General features: G+C 50.2%; 17 protein-coding genes. 8 read left to right on the forward strand and 9 right to left on the reverse strand.

What is annotated here, in order from left to right; genetic code table 11:
• Window positions 1-6: 6 nt before the first annotated feature.
• The 7 genes from E4L36_RS02490 to dctP all read right to left on the reverse strand — a co-directional run bounded on the left by E4L36_RS02490 (window position 7) and on the right by dctP (window position 7,485).
• The gene (locus E4L36_RS02490; protein ID WP_136678979.1) at window positions 7-1,683 is read right to left on the reverse strand and encodes an FAD-dependent oxidoreductase; all 1,677 of its coding nucleotides are present in this window, start codon (window positions 1,681-1,683) and stop codon (window positions 7-9) included.
• A gap of 160 nt (window positions 1,684-1,843) precedes the next feature.
• Window positions 1,844-2,764, reverse strand: coding sequence for a LysR family transcriptional regulator (locus E4L36_RS02495; protein WP_127692810.1), 921 nt, complete (start codon window positions 2,762-2,764; stop codon window positions 1,844-1,846).
• Window positions 2,765-2,875: 111 nt separating this feature from the next.
• Entirely contained in the window at window positions 2,876-3,838 is a 963-nt protein-coding gene (locus tag E4L36_RS02500) for an MBL fold metallo-hydrolase (RefSeq protein ID WP_136678981.1), read from the reverse strand.
• A gap of 157 nt (window positions 3,839-3,995) precedes the next feature.
• Window positions 3,996-4,481, reverse strand: coding sequence for a universal stress protein (locus tag E4L36_RS02505; protein WP_136678983.1), 486 nt, complete (start codon window positions 4,479-4,481; stop codon window positions 3,996-3,998).
• Window positions 4,482-4,564: 83 nt separating this feature from the next.
• On the reverse strand, window positions 4,565-5,893 hold the full coding sequence (locus E4L36_RS02510; RefSeq protein ID WP_127692807.1) for a TRAP transporter large permease: 1,329 nt from the start codon (window positions 5,891-5,893) through the stop codon (window positions 4,565-4,567).
• A gap of 39 nt (window positions 5,894-5,932) precedes the next feature.
• Window positions 5,933-6,448: a TRAP transporter small permease gene (locus E4L36_RS02515; protein ID WP_136678985.1), complete on the reverse strand. Its 516-nt coding sequence runs from the start codon at window positions 6,446-6,448 to the stop codon at window positions 5,933-5,935.
• 11 nt (window positions 6,449-6,459) lie between these two features.
• Window positions 6,460-7,485: a TRAP transporter substrate-binding protein DctP gene (gene dctP / locus E4L36_RS02520; protein WP_127692805.1), complete on the reverse strand. Its 1,026-nt coding sequence runs from the start codon at window positions 7,483-7,485 to the stop codon at window positions 6,460-6,462.
• A 589-nt stretch (window positions 7,486-8,074) separates the two neighbouring features.
• Here dctP and paaX point away from each other — a divergent pair.
• Together paaX and E4L36_RS02530 are read left to right on the forward strand one after the other, a co-directional pair.
• The gene (paaX, locus tag E4L36_RS02525; protein ID WP_127692804.1) at window positions 8,075-8,995 is read left to right on the forward strand and encodes a phenylacetic acid degradation operon negative regulatory protein PaaX; all 921 of its coding nucleotides are present in this window, start codon (window positions 8,075-8,077) and stop codon (window positions 8,993-8,995) included.
• 326 nt (window positions 8,996-9,321) lie between these two features.
• Window positions 9,322-9,882, forward strand: coding sequence for a DUF2889 domain-containing protein (locus E4L36_RS02530; RefSeq protein WP_136678987.1), 561 nt, complete (start codon window positions 9,322-9,324; stop codon window positions 9,880-9,882).
• 32 nt (window positions 9,883-9,914) lie between these two features.
• On the opposite strand, the gene paaY is transcribed toward E4L36_RS02530, so the two are convergent.
• Window positions 9,915-10,523 carry a phenylacetic acid degradation protein PaaY gene (gene paaY / locus E4L36_RS02535; protein ID WP_206064486.1) on the reverse strand — a complete coding sequence of 203 codons (609 nt, stop codon included), beginning with the start codon at window positions 10,521-10,523 and terminating at the stop codon, window positions 9,915-9,917.
• A 426-nt stretch (window positions 10,524-10,949) separates the two neighbouring features.
• Between paaY and paaF the strand changes: the two genes are divergently transcribed.
• The 6 genes from paaF (at window position 10,950) to paaK (ending at window position 17,067) form a co-directional block, all read left to right on the forward strand.
• Window positions 10,950-11,729 (forward strand): 2,3-dehydroadipyl-CoA hydratase PaaF, encoded by a 780-nt coding sequence (paaF, locus tag E4L36_RS02540; RefSeq protein ID WP_136678991.1) that lies wholly within the window; start codon window positions 10,950-10,952, stop codon window positions 11,727-11,729.
• A gap of 4 nt (window positions 11,730-11,733) precedes the next feature.
• Window positions 11,734-12,525 (forward strand): 2-(1,2-epoxy-1,2-dihydrophenyl)acetyl-CoA isomerase PaaG, encoded by a 792-nt coding sequence (gene paaG, locus E4L36_RS02545; protein WP_127692799.1) that lies wholly within the window; start codon window positions 11,734-11,736, stop codon window positions 12,523-12,525.
• A gap of 4 nt (window positions 12,526-12,529) precedes the next feature.
• A complete protein-coding gene (gene paaH, locus E4L36_RS02550) occupies window positions 12,530-14,038 on the forward strand; it encodes a 3-hydroxyacyl-CoA dehydrogenase PaaH (protein WP_136678993.1) in 1,509 nt (502 codons plus the stop codon).
• A complete protein-coding gene (gene paaI / locus E4L36_RS02555) occupies window positions 14,038-14,481 on the forward strand; it encodes a hydroxyphenylacetyl-CoA thioesterase PaaI (protein ID WP_136678995.1) in 444 nt (147 codons plus the stop codon). The genes paaH and paaI overlap by 1 nt, the downstream gene beginning before the upstream one ends.
• 10 nt (window positions 14,482-14,491) lie before the next feature.
• Complete coding sequence (pcaF, locus tag E4L36_RS02560; RefSeq protein WP_127692796.1) at window positions 14,492-15,700, forward strand: 3-oxoadipyl-CoA thiolase; 1,209 nt, start codon at window positions 14,492-14,494, stop codon at window positions 15,698-15,700.
• A gap of 68 nt (window positions 15,701-15,768) precedes the next feature.
• On the forward strand, window positions 15,769-17,067 hold the full coding sequence (gene paaK / locus E4L36_RS02565; protein WP_136678997.1) for a phenylacetate--CoA ligase PaaK: 1,299 nt from the start codon (window positions 15,769-15,771) through the stop codon (window positions 17,065-17,067).
• 44 nt (window positions 17,068-17,111) lie between these two features.
• On the opposite strand, the gene E4L36_RS02570 is transcribed toward paaK, so the two are convergent.
• Window positions 17,112-17,855 carry a transporter substrate-binding domain-containing protein gene (locus E4L36_RS02570; RefSeq protein ID WP_169051453.1) on the reverse strand — a complete coding sequence of 248 codons (744 nt, stop codon included), beginning with the start codon at window positions 17,853-17,855 and terminating at the stop codon, window positions 17,112-17,114.
• Window positions 17,856-17,964 lie beyond the last annotated feature (109 nt).

A 17,964-nucleotide genomic window follows, 5' to 3' on the forward strand; every position in this document is an offset into this window, starting at 1 on the left:
TATTCCTTACTTACCCAGTGCTTTGTGTTGCGCAGCCACAACCGACTCGCGATTGAACTGACGCATACGTGCGGTGACCAGTTGATCAGGACGCGTCAAATAGAAAGTCCCAGCCGCGGCATCCAAACGTTCTTTCACAACACCATACTGATCGACCACAAGCTCCACGCCACTTGGCAACTCAACGGCAAGTTCATGCGCCGCTACCACGATCGTTTTAATCGGCACAGGCTGCTCAGCAAGACTTGAAAGCTCCGTTAGCAATTCAGGTGTTAGATCACTGGCGCTCTCTGCATATAGCAAACCATTAAAGACATTGCCCAAGCAGCTCAGCAAGAAGTCCTCTTTACCTGCTCGCAGAATTGAGCCATCGGTGCATGGCGCACCGGGAACGACTTTGCAGTTAAACTTATCTTGATCCGGCGTATTGAGCGGCGATTCTGTTAAAAATGGCGGAACCGACAAACGGCCACTATTCACCAATGGACGAGCGAAACTATAGTTTTTCGCCAGTTTCAGAACGGCATCTCGGAACACGCGGCTGATCTGATTTTTCGGCGTGATGAAATCGGTGCTTCGCGTAGAGTTAAGGATGTTCTCATCAGCAGCAAAAACACGCTCATCCGAGTAGCTATCCAATAACGCTGGCGCTGCATCGCCTTGCATAACCATCTTGAGTTTCCACGCTAAGTTCTCCGCATCTTCGATACCGGAGTTAGCACCACGTGCACCGAATGGCGAAACTTGGTGCGCCGCATCACCGGCAAAGAAGATGTTACCGTGGCGGAACTTATCCATGCGTCGGCATGTGAAGGTGTAAACGGAAGCCCACTCCAGTTCAAACTCAACATCATCACCCAAGAAGGCTTTAACGCGAGGAATGATCTTCTCTGGCTTCTTCTCCTCTTCAGGATCGGCATCCCAGCCTAAGTCAAAATCGATACGCCATACGTTATCAGCTTGACGGTGTAGCAGCGTCGATTGGCCTTCATGGAAAGGCGGGTTGAACCAGAACCAGCGCTCTGGCGGGAATTTCTTAGGATCCATTACCACATCAGCGATTAAGAAGCGGTCTTGGAAAATTTGGCCTTTCGACTCAAGACCGCACATCGCGCGAACACGAGAGTTAGCTCCGTCACACGCGATAACGTACTCAGCCTCAATCTGGTAAGCACCTTCAGGCGTTTCAACAGATAACGTAACGTAGCCGTCATTTTGTGCCACGTTAACCACCTTGTTCTTCCAGCGCAGGTCCGCTTTTTCGAGCTGGTTGATACGATCAACATAGTACTCTTCTAAATAGTACTGCTGCAGGTTGATAAACCCAGGACGACGATGATGGTCTTCAGGCAGCATGTTGAAGCTGTAAATTTGCTCCTCATCGAGAAAAACACGCCCTACGTTCCATGTCACCCCTTTATCTACCAGACGCTGGCCGACACCTAGGCGGTCGGAGATATCAAGAAAGCGCTTTGCGTAACAAACCGCGCGGGAGCCGACACTCACCGTGTTGTTGTCATCTAGTACGACAACCGGCACATCGTGCTGAGCCAAGTCAACCGCAGCCGCCATGCCCACAGGGCCTGCTCCGATAATGACAACAGGATGTTTTACCGGGCGGTCAGCATCCTGATCAGCCGACCGGATATAATCGAATTCCGGGAAATTGTACGTGTTAAGCATCGAATTACTCTCGCTTTAGTTCCTTTACATATGGCAAGCACGCTATTCGCATACGTGCCACTGTCATTTGATAAACCAAAGATACCGTAATCAATGCGCTGGATAATCCAGTTCACCCGAAGAAGATTGTTTCTAATTAGGAAAGAAAAGCCTCAGAAACTTAGCCGTCAGCCCACAAATTTTGTAGCTGATGGTCAGCTAACCACTGCTGGAAAAAAGAGATGAACGAGCTGACCTTCGGTGAGATATACTTGCGGTCAGGGTAAACTGCGAAGATGGACAACCTTTCAGGCTGATAGCTTGGAAACACTCGAACTAAATCGCCACTCGTTGCAAAGCGCTCAATTACGAAATCAGCCAAGTTTGCGATACCACGATGTTGTAACGCAGATTCACGCACGACAAGGCTATTATTGGCCCGCATATCACCGCTCACCTGCACCGTAGACTGCTCCCCCGCCTTAAACAGGGACCACTGATTGGCGTTAGCCGCATGCACGAAAATAAGACAGTTGTGATCCACCAACGCCGCTGGGGACTCCGGTGTGCCATGCTCTTCAAGATATTGCGGCGTCGCGCAGATATACATCGGTATTTTGGATATTTCACGCGCCACCAAGCTAGAGTCAGGGAGATGCGGGTCAGCGATACGGATCGCCATATCAAAGCCATCGCGGATAAGATCCGGCGCGCGGTCATCTAGCGTCACATCGACTTTCACATCAGGATGCAGCCGCATGTACTCGGGTATTGCCTTGGAGAGCTGCATCTGACCGAACGTCATGTTGCAAGTGATTTTGAGGATGCCGCGCGGTTCACCCTGCAACTGGGAGACAAGGCTCTCCGCCTCCTCGACTTCAGCGAGGATGTTTTGGCACTTCTCGTAATAGGCCTCACCCACCTCGGTAACGAACAAACGACGTGTCGTACGCTGCAACAAACGGGCACCGACGTGCTGCTCCAACTGGGATATTTGCTTACTAACCGATGAGCTAGACACGCCAAGTTCCGCTGCCGCAAGCGAGAAGCTTTTTAGGTCAACAACCTTGACGAAAACACCCATTGCCGCCAATACATCCATCAGCCTTACCCCTTGTTTGAACCAAGTTAGACTATAAGAAAGTCTTGGCGATTTTCCTAGATTCGGAAATAAAAAAGCCCTCAAACGAGGGCTTTTGAAAAGCAAATAAGCTTAGTCTTGTAACTGATCCCAAACTTCTTGGTCACGCTCATCAGTCCAAATACGCGGCCAGTCAGTGCCTTCGAACTCGTCCCACAGGCGCTGTACGTCAAACGGCAGGCAGTGCTCAAAGATCGGCCACATGCCGAATTTTGGCTCTAGGTGTTCATGTGTCGCTTCAAATGCTTCCTTCAGCGTGCCGCCACGTTTGTGGACTTCGCCCACTTTCTCGATCATGCCGTTCAAGAAACCACGCGTCTGCTCGATAGCCGCATCAACCGCCTCGCGACCGTGCGCAACAGCGCCACGACCACCCACCAGTACTTCTGCTTCAAACGCTTTAACGTTGTCGAGTGTTTCAGATGCCCAGTCAAAGTGGAACGCATCACCGGTGTAAAGTGCCGCAGCAGCTTCAACCAAGTCACCTGCAAACAAGATCTTTTGCTTTGGTAACCAAGCAACGATATCGCCAGCAGTGTGGCCACGGCCGCAGTATTGCAACACCAAGTTACCACGATCGCCACCCAGAGGAATCTCAAGACGGTCATTGAACACGATATCTGGATGCGTCAGGCCAGGAATGCCATCTGGTTCACGGAACAAGCGAGGCATACGGCCAAATTCACTTGCCCAATCCTGCATGCCGCGTTCTTCGATCAAGAACTTAGTTTTTTCATGAGCGATGATAGATTCGGCGTTGTAAGCAGATGCGCCCAGCACACGTACCGCGTGGTAGTGAGAAAGAACAAGGTACTTAACTGGCTTGTCTGTGTGCTCACGTAGCTGCTCTAACCAATCGTTTGCAGCCTTTGGTGTAGCACGCGCTTCAAATGCAACGATAAAGTCTTCACCTTCAACCGCGCAGACGTTCGGATCGCCTTCCGCTGTCAGAGCGTAAACACCCTCTGCTAGTACTTCCAACGTTTCAACTTTCTCACCCAAATCCGCTGAGGATGCAAACGGCTTCTTCGCCATGGTTATCACCTACCTGAAATTCTGATTGTCTCTGTTATACAGCATAGAAAAGGCCTACATGAGCAGGCCTTTCTGATTGGTATTCAAGATACCGAATCCTATCTTGGAGAATAAGCACTTATGTTGAAGAAGATTATTTCCAAATCGTAGATAAACGTTACTTAAGAGGAATAATCAAAACGGGACGTTTGGTGTGAGTCATCACCCGATTCGCTGTTGATCCAAGGAAGAACTGCCCTACCGACGAGTGAGTACGAGTGCCCATAACAATCAGATCGGCGTTGATCTCATCCGCCACTTCAAGAATCACCTGGTCGGCACTGCCCTCTTCCACTCGCGGCACGACCTGCCCTTCTTTCATCTTTTCAGATTCATCAAGCTCTTGGTCGCAGAACTGCTCGATACGCTCCACCAGCTTTTGCTTTAGGTGATTCACACTCTCATCGTGCATCTCGCTGAGCATTTCATCGCTCATCATCGTTTTAACAAGATTTCGTGCAGTAGAGTTCAATGGTTCAATCACGTTCAAGAAAGTCACTTGCGCATCGTAATGCCCTGCCATGCTGATCGCCGCACGGAATGCAGGGCGCGACCCTGACTCAATATCAGAAGCATAAAGAATACGTTTTACATCAGGTAGCATAATGTCACCTCAGGTAGATATGGCAGCACATTGGCTACCAATAAGGGATAAAAAAGGGTGCCGCAGCACCCTATGAGTAAAAGCTATCGATACAGTAATTCTGGTAAAAATAGCGATATCTGTGCAATGAGCGTGATCAATATCAGGCGCAAAATATCGGCACACCAGAACGGCGTAACACCTTTAAAAATAGTGCTTGCTTTGATATCCCGAAGGACAGCACTAAGCACAAAGACGTTCATACCAACAGGCGGAGTAATCAAGCTGATTTCGGTAACAACAACGACAACAATACCGAACCAAACAAGATCGAAGCCCAAGCTCTGCACCAATGGGAAGAAGATTGGTACCGTTAGCAGCAGCATTGATAAGCTTTCAAATACCATGCCCAGCACGATGTAGACCAATAAGATGACAAAGATAACCATCATCGGAGAGACATCGAGGCCAGTAACGAAGGTCAGCAACTCATCCGGTAGGCCTGCACGGTTGATAAAGTTCGAGAAGATCAACGCACCGATCAGTACCGAAAACAACATCGCTGAGGTACGTGCGGTGTCTGTTAGGATGTCGAACAAGCTACCAAAGGACAGTGACTTGCGCGCCAGCGCAATCACAAACGCACCACCGGCACCAATACCGGCAGCCTCTGTTGGAGTGAAGATGCCTAAGTAAATACCGCCCATAACGATAGTGAAGAGTATTAATACGCCCCACACGCCATTCAACGCTTGCAGACGTTCGCTCCATGTGAACTTCTCGCCACAAGGACCCGCTTCCGGGTTACGCCAAACAACGTACTTCACGGCCATCAGGTAAAGGAAGATGCCCAAGAATCCAGGAATGAAACCTGCAGCAAACAGCTCACGGATACTCGTTTCAGTCAACAAGCCATAGATAACAAGAATAACTGAAGGCGGAATCAAAATACCCAGCGTACCACCAGCTGCAATAGATGCCGTTGCTAGCGAATCCGCATAGCCGTACTTACGCATTGGCGGCATCGCTACCTTCGCCATCGTTGCCGAAGTTGCCAAACTTGAGCCACAAATCGCCGAGAAACCACCACAGGCCACGACCGTTGCCATCGACAAACCACCTTTCTTATGCCCTAAAAAGGCATAGGAAGCGCGATAAAGCTCCTGCGATAACCCTGACTTGGTCACAAGGTTACCCATGAGAATAAAGAGTGGAATAACTGACAGGCTGTATTCCTGTGCTGTATCCACGATACGTTTGGACGCCATACTCAAGGCTGGCTTCCAATTAAAATCCGCGAAGTTTTCGAACGTTAATCCCTGGACGGCCGCAAAACCGAAAAAACCAACAATACCCATAGAGAAGGCAATAGGGATACGGATAACCACGATCAAGAACAACAGTATCGCGAAACCGATAAGAGCGGTTGTCATACTAAGTTACCTATAAAACACAAACTTTGGAGGTCAGGCTCAGCTGCGCTCTTCCGTGAACAGGCGATAGACGCCGTAGCTGATCATCAGTGCAGCCGTTAGCCAGCTCATCACAGCGATATACTGAACGATGAAGCCGACTGGCAACTCGAGCAGCTCTGTTACCTCTTCACGACGAAGAGAGCGCTCGGCTAGCTGATAGATGCGCACACCTAGATAGTACAAAGACCCAGACATCAACAGCGCAGATAGCAGACCCAATGCTTTAAGAGCAACACTGCCCCACATCCGGTCCAGAATATCGACCACGACGTGGCCACCGCGCCAAGTCACAACTGGCATCTCAGCAAATACCAGAATCGCAATACCGATCTCGGTCAGCTCGGTTGCACCGTCAACTGAATTACCAAAGAAATAGCGACCTACGACATCCGCGCAAGTCAGAATCATCAAAAAGAACAGCGTTAAAGCGGCGACTAATTCCAGAGCAAAGGCCAACCATTTGATTGGCCCTTTCTCTTCATAGTGCGCTGATAACCAGGCACTAAATGCCATACAATGACTCCTTACTTGCCGTAATTACGTGCAATTTCACGCATCTCTGCAAGTGCGGCCTTCGCGTCAACCTTACGGCTCTTAACGCTCTCGATCCACTCTTCGTCCATACCCTCAACAAGCTCGCGGAACTCCTTCGCGAAGCTATCATCAGCGCCCACTTCGATGATGTTTACGCCATCAGCCTTAGCAGCTTCAACACCCTCGCGGTCACCTTGATCCCACGCCTTACCGGCCATTGCCGATAACTTCTCGCCGGATACAGCCATCACCGCATCACGATCTTTCTGGCTAAGGCCATCTAGGAAATCAGGGTTGATGAACATCGCAAAACTACCGAGGTACATACCGCCTGGTAGATGAACAACGTTCTTCGCAACCTCTTTCAAGCGCAGAGACTTTTGTTCACTCATTGGGATGAATACGCCATCGATAACGCCCTGTTGCATCATCTCATAGACTTTAGGAGCCGGTGCGCCCACAGCGGTTACGCCCATGCGCTTACCAAGTTCACCTTGAACACCGCCACCTAGACGAATTTTCTTAGACTTAAGGTCAGCCAGGCTCTTGATCGGTTCAGCCATGTGGATTTGGCCCGGGCCGTGCGTAAACAACGCCAGCAGCTCAACGCCATCGTGCTCTTCAGCTTTCGCGAAGTATTTGTTGTGCACACGCCAGTGAGCTACAGATGCGGCCTCTGCATTGACACCCAGCAATGGCTGCTCGATACCTTGAGTCAACTTAAAGCGTCCTGGCACGTAACCGTGATAACTGAAGCTGGCATCAATTGCGCCATCTTCCACAAGGTCAAACATCGTCTTCGGGTGGCCTAGGCCATACTCAACCTTAACCTTTACGCGACCTTCAGTAGCTTCTTCAACCCACTTAGACCATGTTGGCCATACAACGGCGTTTTGTGGGTGAGTTGGTGGCAACCAGCTGCCTACACGCAGAACGGTTTCTGCTGAAGCTTGACCGGACAGTGCCATACCTAGTGTCAGTGCACCTGCTACTTTCAGGAAGTTTCTTCTTATCATTGATCTGCTCTCCTGGCTAAATTACCACCACATTGATGGCTAGTTTGTTATTAGAATCATCCTTTGGGCTACGGCCATGCTGAGTAACGCTGTGCGTTCTATCTGAGCACAGTAAACACGTAAACCCTCGGTTTTTTGTATCACATAATCAGGGCCCCAACATTAAAAATGTTGATGCCTATCAAAAGATACCCGAATTACTTAAACGGATAACCTTTAGCTCATGCAGAAGATATTTTCCAAACTGGAAAGACTTCAATTACGTATTAGCGAAGCAACTTTAGCAAACACTAAGATAATATGAGTCGGCCATATAGCCATATGCTGACGACTACATGGTTCTGCGTGAAACCGTATCTTGATGCTTTTTATCATATGATACAAAACAGAATACATCAGCATCTATTGAGTATCACTTTATACTTTAGGCGTATACTCAATTTTTACGCGACCAGACCGAAGAGAACAGATTAAATGGTGCCTCATATGGTGCTTGTTACGTTTTTTCGCTATAACAACGTTTCGAGTGCAATAGTTTTGTTATTAAAACGCCCACTGAGTCGCTCTAGTGAAGTGATACAGGAATCAGATGAAGAAACTAAAATACGCAGAAGAGCTGATTGAAGAGTTTAAAAATCAACGACCTATTCGAGGTGGCTCTATCATTATCACTATCTACGGTGATGCAATAGCGCCCCGTGGTGGGTCAGTTTGGCTCGGCAGCTTAATTCAGCTACTTGAACCGCTTGGGCTCAATCAGCGTTTAGTTCGTACATCAATTTTCCGGCTAACCAAGGATGGCTGGTTAACCTCCAATCAGGTGGGTAGACGCAGTTATTACAGCTTAACCGAGACAGGCCGACGCCGCTTTGAGAGTGCATTTAAGCGTGTTTACGCCGAACTCTATCCCGAGTGGCAAGGTAAGTGGGATCTACTCATCAACACCCAGCTCGATAACGAACTGCGCAAAGTGCTGAAGAAAGAGCTGGAGTGGCAAGGTTTTGGCAACATCGCACCCGGAGTTATGGCTCATCCGATGGCCGATATGGCTGAGATCAACGAAACGTTGCAGGAACTGTGCGTTAGCAACGATATCATTCATATGAAAGCTTCGCTCATCGAAAATCTCACCTCAGCTCCGCTGAAACAGCTTGTGCACGAGTGCTGGAACCTTGAAGAGCTTTCTCAGGGCTATCAAGCCTTTCTTGATCGTTTCAGACCACTGCTAAGGGCACTAGAGGGCGAAACCGAACTAGACCCTGAGCAGTGCTTCCAACTGCGTATTTTAATGATCCATCACTACCGCCGCTTGCTGCTTAAAGACCCCCGCCTTCCTGAAAAGCTATTGCCTGCTGACTGGGTTGGGACATCAGCTCGTGTACTGTGCCGTAATATCTACCGAAAGATCCATGAGCCTGCGGAAGCGTTTCTATCAGCAACACAAGAGACGGCGGATGGCCCGCTCCCAGAACCCGCGCCCCACTTCTACAAGCGCTTTGGTGGTATCTAAAGTTTACCCTGCTCAGGCGGGAAACCTCTGTTTCCCGCAACACCTCTTAATGCAGGCTTATCTGCGCAACTGCTTATCAGCCAACATCACTCTCGCTTGAATCGTCGGCAGCATCGATTTCCGCCTCTAGCATTGTTCACTGCTTCTAAAACATATCTATGCTTTAAAACCACCCTCCTTTTTAGCCCCTTTCATCGATAGAGCAGTAACTACGGCTCGCTTGGCTCCGTGACTTGTTTTATCAACATCTTGACCTTGCACATATCGGCTAAGCTGTTTAGCCTTCAGCTCCTATTTTGAACCATGCAAAACCAACGAGAATAACTATGCCACTCTCACCACCTGTCGAACGTGTCCAACAACACACCCGTACCGTCACCTGCAAAGGCTATTTGCGCCAAGACGGCCTCTGGGATATCGAAGGCCACCTCGTCGATGTAAAAGACCACGACATCAAATCACACGGTCGAGCGTCAGGTGAGATACCCGCCGGTGAAGCGATTCATGACATGATGATCCGTATCACCATTGATCTAGAGCTCAATATTTTGGCGGCAGAGGCAAGTATGGATAGCACGCCCTATCATCACTGTAAGGAGATTAGCGAAGCGTACAAAAAGCTTGTTGGGCTGCAAATAAAACCGGGCTTTACCAAAATCACAAAAGATCTCTTTGGGGCCACCAATGGCTGTACGCACCTACTAGAGATGCTCGGCCCACTCGCCACAGCGGCCTATCAAGCCACGTATCATGTGCGCATCGATGAAAAGGAGTGGGAACCGGGCAACCCAAGACCTGCGATCATAAATACCTGCCACGGCTGGCGTGAGGATAGCCCGGTTATTCGTAAGAATTGGCCCCATTTCTCGGATATTGGGGCAGACTAGCCCCAAGGTGGGAACTCGCTCATGTATTGAGCCTACGCTTCCTCTTTGAGTTGATACAATGGCTTAACGTCTTCGGGAATTTCCATGCGCTTACGATCAGGCTCAATCTCAGTCAAGGCATCAACTTCGCGCATCGTGCTAAGGCTACGCACGGCCAGATCTTGATATTGAGCCGTGCCTTTCGATTTCCATTCAATCTCTTGATCGGATAGTTCACGGATAATCCGCGCCGGCGACCCAGCAACCAAAGACTTCGACGGCACCTCGAATTTAGCCTTTACAAACGCACTCGCAGCAACAATAGAGGACTCTCCAACGACCGCGCCATCCATCACTACAGCGTTCATGCCAACCAATGCATTGCGCTTGACCGTGCAGCCATGTAATACAGCACCGTGCCCAATGTGGCCATCTTCCTCAACCACTGTATCGCTATTCGGGAAACCATGCATCACGCAGGTATCTTGAATATTGGCCCCCTCTTTCAGCTCTAGGCGTCCAAAATCACCACGCAAACAAGCAGCTGGACCGACATAACAACGCGGCCCAATAATAACGTCTCCGATGAGCACAGCGGTTGGATGCACATACGCCGTTGGATGGATAACTGGCGTGACGCCATCAATCTGGTAAACCTTCATTATTATTCTCCTTGCTCGCTAACTAAATAGTGGCCACATAGCCGTGGCATAGAGCTTTATAACGCATAACGCTAAGGGTATTCCACTATCCTTTGCATTAAGCGTCTCAGTGATAGGATAAACATGTCTTCTCGGCATATTTACTAGCAAAGACTCGGTACACCTCCCAAGCCTCTTGTGCGTATCATTTTAATAAACTGAGCCGACTTAAAGTTGCCACCAACGATGAGAAGAGCCGAGAAAAATCGCCCAGAACCCCAGCATTAATAGACTTTGATGGAGAACCATGCGGCTTACTTGTAACAAAATGAAACCGTCAATTAATGATACATAATAAATGACTTAAATCATAAATATTGTATCCCTTTGCATTTTTAGGGTAATCTACAGTGAATAACGATAAGTAACACAACAAGGCGCACATTCATGCAAACCTACGAAGATATTTTGGTCGACAGTGTTCAAGACGGTGTCCTAACAATTCGTCTGAATCGCCCAGAGGCGTATAACGCCTTGCGTACCCAACTGCTAAGCGAAATCGCGGATGTTCTCGCGCAGGCGAAAGACGATGAAACCGTAAAAACTGTGCTTATCACCGGCAATGACAAAGTATTCGCTGCAGGAGCCGATATCAAAGAGATGGCATCGCTGGATGCTGTAGGAGTCATGAACGATCCACGCCCAGCTCACTGGCGCGCTATCGCTCAATTTCCTAAGCCAATTGTTGCTGCTGTGAATGGCTTTGCCCTTGGTGGCGGCTGCGAGCTGGTGATGCACTGTGACATCGTTATCGCAGGCGACAACGCCCAGTTTGGCCAACCAGAGATCAACCTAGGCATCATTCCAGGCGCTGGCGGTACTCAGCGTTTAATTCGCACCATTGGTAAGTCGATGGCGATGCAATTAGTACTATCCGGCGAGTTTATCAGTGCCGAACAAGCACGTGACTTTGGCTTGATTAGTGAAGTGACCATCCCAGAACGTAGTTTTGAGCGCGCGATGGAGCTTGCTAAGAAGATTGCAACCAAGCCACCGATTGCCGTCCGCCTTGCTAAAGAATCCCTATTGAAAGCCTATGAAACCACGTTGGATAGTGGTTTAAATATCGAACGCAAAGCGTTCACAATGCTCGCTGCGACCCAAGATCGCAATGAAGGCATTGCTGCTTTTATGGAAAAACGTAAGCCAGAATTCAAAGGAAAATAAGAAGATGTCATACGAAACGATCCAGTTTGAAATTACCGAAGGCGTTGCCGTACTGACGCTTAACCGCCCTGATAGCCTGAACAGCTTCAACACTCAGATGCACGCTGAAGTGCGCAGCGCCCTGAAAGAAGTGAAAAAAGATGCGTCCGTACGCTGCCTGCTATTAACAGGTAATGGCCGCGGCTTCTGCGCCGGCCAAGATTTGAGTGACCGCAACGTCGCCCCAGGTGCAGAGCGCCCGAACCTAGGTGAATCGATCGAGAAGAACTACAGCCCTCTGCTGCGCAGCTTACGCGCACTAGAGATGCCGGTTATCTGCGCAGTAAACGGCGTAGCAGCAGGTGCTGGCGCCAATATCGCCTTTGCCTGTGACATCGTCCTTGCCGCCAAATCGGCTTCCTTTATCCAAGCTTTTTGCAAGATCGGCCTTGTGCCTGATTGCGGCGGCACTTGGACGCTACCACGCTTGGTTGGCCCAGCACGCGCAATGGCGCTTTCGATGCTGGGCGACAAGATCTCGGCAGAGCAAGCTGAGCAGTGGGGCATGATCTGGAAGACATGCGAAGACGACGCCCTACAAGATGAAGCGCGTGCCATGGCACAGCATTTTGCGACACAACCAACGAAAGGCTTGGCGCTTATCAAGCGTGCTATTCAAGCATCTGCAACCAACTCTTTTGATGAGCAGCTTGATCTCGAGCGTGACTTACAAACATTAGCAGGCCGCACTGAAGACTACCGTGAAGGCGTTGCTGCCTTCATGGAGAAACGTAAGCCAGAATTCAAAGGACAATAAACCGATGATCACAATTGACTCAACGGCGGTTATTGGTGTGATCGGTGCTGGCACGATGGGTGCCGGTATCGCACAAGTCGCAGCGAAAGCTGGCCATCCGGTAATCCTATTTGACGCAATGGAAGGCGCAGCGCAACGCGGCTTAGAAGGTATCGAAAAAGGGCTAGCGAAACTGGTAACGCGCGGCCGCATGACTCAAGAAGAGGTAGATACGCTACTCTCGCGCATCACTCTGGCTAACTCGCTACAGGACTTTGCGCCTTCCCGCGTTGTGATTGAAGTCATTGTCGAGCGCTTAGATATCAAGCAGCAAGTGTTCGCCGAGCTTGAAGAGATTTGTGCGGCCGATACGATCTTGGCCACCAATACCTCCTCTATCTCAGTCACAGCCATTGGTAGCCAGCTAACGCGTTCGCAAAACTTGGTGGGCATGCACTTCTTCAACCCAGCGCCGATCATGAAGCTGGTTGAGGTGATCTCCGGCCTAGATACCGATCCAGCCGTAGCGGATGCCATCTACAGCTTGTCAGAGGCGTGGGGCAAAAAACCAGTACGCGCAAAATCTACGCCGGGCTTTATCGTCAACCGTGTAGCGCGCCCGTTTTATGCTGAAGGCCTACGCGTACTGCAAGAAGGCGGCAGCAACGAAGCGACTATCGATGCGATTTTACGTGATGCGGGCCAGTTCCGCATGGGCCCCTTCGAGCTGATGGACCTGATTGGTCACGATGTTAATTTCGCGGTTACAAGCTCCGTGTTCGCCGCGTACTTTAACGATCAGCGCTTTTTACCATCACTGATTCAGCAAGAACTGGTTAATGCGGGCCACCTCGGTCGCAAATCAGGCCGTGGTTTCTATGACTATAGCGAGAACGCAGAGAAGCCATCTCCTGCCACCGCAGCGCCCCAAAAGGCACCTGCTCAGGTAACAATCGAAGGTGATCTAGGCGTAGCTGAGCCACTCGTACAGCTCATGATAGACGCTGGTCTTAAGGTGACTCGTGTCGACGAGGGCGAAGGCAGTATCACCGTCGCTAACGCAACATTGCGTCTGACAAACGGCCAGATGACAACTCAGCGTGCAGCTCAGCAGCGCAATAGCAACCTGATCCACTTTGATCTGGCGTTGGACTACAACGTTGCAAAACGCATCGCACTCGCCCCTGCTGACCAAGCTGATGAAGCAGCCCTCCAAGCCGCTGCTGGACTGTTCCAAGCGATCGGCAAGGATGTATCGGTCATCGATGATGTCCCGGGTATGGTTGTGATGCGTACCGTCGCAATGCTAGCGAATGAAGGCTTTGATGCCGTCAACCAGCAAGTGTGCTCAGAAGCTGATGTGGATATCGCTATGAAAGGCGGTGTGAACTATCCGTTTGGCCCGATCGAGTGGGCTTATGCTGTCGGCCTTGGCACTATCCAAGCTGTTCTTGATAACTTGGCAAGCACTTATGGCGAAGATCGTTATCGCACATCGCCATTGATTCGCCGCAAAGTGGCCGGAGGTCTCTAATGAGCCCAGATCAACTTGCACAGGCGTGCTCCCAAGCGATGCATGCTAACGACCGAGCGGCTCACGCCCTAGGTATGCAAATAGAGGAAACTCGTCCAGGCTTTGCCAAGCTCAGCATGGTGGTCACAGAGCCGATGCTAAATGGCCACGATATTTGCCATGGCGGCATGATCTTCAGTCTGGCTGACACTGCATTTGCACATGCGTGTAACAGTTACAACCAAGTCACTGTCGCAAGCGGCTGCAGCATCGATTTTGCTGCACCAGCGTTTAAAGGCGATACGCTGACTGCCATAGCAGAAGAGCGCCACCGTAAGGGCCGCACCGGTGTCTACGACATCACAGTTTACAACCAAAAGGAGGAAGCGATCGCTTTCTTCCGCGGTAAGTCGCACCAAATTAAGGGTGTGTTGGTTGAATCAGACGAGCATACCGCGTCATAGGAGATAGATAATGAAAGATGCTTATATTTGCGATGCGATTCGCACGCCATTCGGACGCTACGGCGGCGGCCTATCGACAGTGCGTGCCGACGACCTTGGCGCGGTACCACTCAAAGCCTTGATGGATCGCAACCCTGACGTTGACTGGGCGTCCGTAGACGATGTTATTTATGGCAACGCAAACCAAGCGGGTGAGGATAACCGCAACGTTGCCCGCATGTCAGCGCTACTGGCGGGCTTCCCGACCAGCGTACCGGGCACTACTGTTAACCGTCTGTGCGGTTCAGGTATGGATGCCATTGGTATGGCTGCACGCGCCATCAAAGCGGGTGAAACCGAGCTGATGGTTGCAGGCGGCTGTGAGTCTATGTCCCGTGCACCTTTCGTTATGGGCAAGGCGGAGTCAGCATTTAGCCGCAACCCAAACGGTCTCTATGACACGACTATCGGCTGGCGCTTCATCAACAAAAAGATGAAGGCGGAATATGGCGTTGATTCAATGCCAGAAACAGCGGAAAACGTCGCTGAAGATTTCAACATCTCCCGCGAAGATCAGGATCTATTTGCGTTTCGCAGCCAACAAAAAACAGCAGCAGCGATGGAAGCAGGCACTTTCTCTGAAGAGATCTGCCCAGTAACGATTCCACAGCGTAAAGGCGATGACCTTGTTGTTGATACCGATGAGCACCCTCGCGCTTCAACCACGCTAGAGGGCTTAGCGAAACTGAAAGCGCCTTTCCGTGAAGGCGGCTCGGTCACCGCTGGTAACGCATCAGGCGTCAACGATGGTGCTTGTGCTCTGTTGATCGCGTCAAAGGAAGCGGCTGAGAAAAACGGCCTTACACCAAAAGCACGTGTTGTTGCGATGGCGACGGCGGGTTTAGAACCACGCATCATGGGCTTTGGCCCTGCGCCAGCATCACGCAAAGTACTCGAAAAAGCTGGCCTAACGCTCGACCAGATGGATGTCATCGAGCTGAACGAAGCGTTTGCATCCCAAGGCCTTGCTGTTATGCGTGATCTCGGATTACCAGATGATGCCGCACACGTTAACCCTAACGGTGGTGCGATCTCACTTGGGCATCCTCTCGGTGCCAGTGGTGCTCGCCTAGTTACAACGGCCATGTACCAGTTGCACCGTACCGGTGGACGCTACGCACTTTGCACAATGTGCATCGGTGTTGGCCAAGGTATCGCGATGATCATCGAGCGCGTGTAACTCCAACCGAATCTGATGGCCGCTGCGCTGCAGCGGCTCACATCTGAACACAGAACAGGACGATAACAATGTATAACGAGAGAACCCTGAGCGGCGCATTAGACGATATCGAAATGGCGAGCATTGACGAGCTTCGCGAACTACAGCTCAAACGTCTACGCTGGAGCGTTGCACACTGCTACAACAACGTACCGGCCTATCGCAAAATGTGCCAAGAAAAAGGTGTTCATCCTTTCGACCTGAAGAAGCTGGAAGATCTTAAGCACTTCCCGTTCACTAAAAAAGATTACCTGCGTGAAAACTATCCGTTTGGCACCTTTGCAGTACCCAACCGTGACGTAGTGCGTATCCACGCATCTAGCGGCACAACGGGTAAACCAACCGTTGTTGGCTATACACAAAACGATATCGATACTTGGGCTAACGTGGTAGCACGCTCCATCCGTGCAGCAGGCGGCCACGAGGGCGATAAAGTTCACATCTCTTACGGCTATGGCCTGTTCACCGGCGGTATGGGTGCACACTACGGTGCAGAGCGCCTAGGTTGTACGGTTATTCCAATGTCAGGCGGACAGACCGAGAAGCAAGTACAGCTGCTTCAAGACTTTGATCCAGACATCATTATGGTGACACCGTCTTACATGCTGAACCTCATTGACGAGATGGAGCGCCAGAATGTAGACCCACACAAACTGTCACTGCGCTTGGGTATTTTCGGTGCCGAGCCATGGACAGAAGAGATGCGTAAAAACATCGAAAACCGTCTTGGCATTGATGCGCTAGATATCTACGGTCTTTCTGAGGTGATGGGCCCAGGTGTTGCTCAAGAGTGCTTGGAAACTAAAGATGGCCCAACTATCTGGGAAGACCACTTCTACCCAGAAATCATTGATCCTAACACAGGCGAAGTGCTACCTGATGGCGAATACGGCGAACTGGTATTCACATCACTCACTAAAGAAGCACTGCCAATCATTCGTTACCGCACCCGCGATTTAACGCGCCTATTGCCGGGTACAGCGCGCCCAATGCGCCGTATCGATAAGATCACAGGCCGTTCCGATGACATGTTGATCATCCGTGGCGTGAACGTATTCCCAACGCAAATTGAAGAGCAGATCCTGAAAGTCAGCACACTCGCACCTCACTATGAGATCGAAGTAACGAAGTCTGGCAATATGGATATGGTAGAGGTTCGCGTTGAGATGACACCAGAGGCTGTTGATGCAGACCAGAATGCTGCATCGAAAGAGCTAGCCCACCACATTAAAGCCGTTGTGGGTATCAGCACGAAGATCAACATCGTTGCTGGCGGCACTATCCCACGCTCCGAAGGCAAAGCTAAGCGCGTGTTCGATAAGCGCTAAGCCCCACCCAACGAAAACTAAAAGGCCACAAGATGTGGCCTTTTTTATTTAATATAGTGATGCCGCCTTAAAATGGCATGGTACTCATGTGTTCGTATCAGTTGTGCCAAACCATCGTTAAACGCACTACGCAACTGAGCCCCTTTTGCGGTTTTAGGAAATAGCAGATGTAGGTTGTGCTTGCCTTTGAAGAGGCTAAGCTGGCTCAGTAAGCGGCGCTCACGTTTTGTAAAGTCGGCCATTAAGTGATCGATACGCGCTTTCGTACCCAATACCAAGTCCAACCGACCTAACAACAGCATCCGTATCCCTTGTTCTAAGTAGGTTACCCGCTCCAAAATCGCGCCGCTATCCGCGAGCTGTTGTTCAAACACGGAGCCGGTCTCAACAGCAACGCGCAGGTCCGCAAGTCCATTAACGAGTTGGTGAGCTTCAATACCATCGCGACGCGACACAAATACACTCGTGACCTGCAATATCGGTTCTGAAAAGAGAAAGTCGTTGAGTCGCGATTGGCTATAAAATCCTGCTGCCAACGCGTCGGTGTTACCGCCCAGCGTCATGGCTAATGTCCGGCTCCAAGGCATAAAAATAAACTGCGCTGCCAGATTCTGCTCTTTAAACGCAGCACTGGCGATATCAAGTAACACACCATTATTGGTGAGCTCCTCTGATGCAAAAGGCAGATACTCCGCTGCTGCGATACTAACCGGCTTATCTAATGCCAAATCATCAGCCAGCAAACCTGTGCAACAGATGCCGAATAGGAGGGAGAAAAGTATTTTCAACGCGCGATCCTTAGCTTGCGAAATACTAGACTAAAACAGGTTGTGTAAAAGTGGTTTGATATTGCTCAAGTAAAACAGTTGTTTAATTTAACAGCCACCGACGAACAAG

The sequence above is a fragment of the Neptunomonas sp. XY-337 genome (genome assembly GCF_004959845.1).
Lineage (GTDB): Bacteria > Pseudomonadota > Gammaproteobacteria > Pseudomonadales > Balneatricaceae > Neptunomonas > Neptunomonas marina.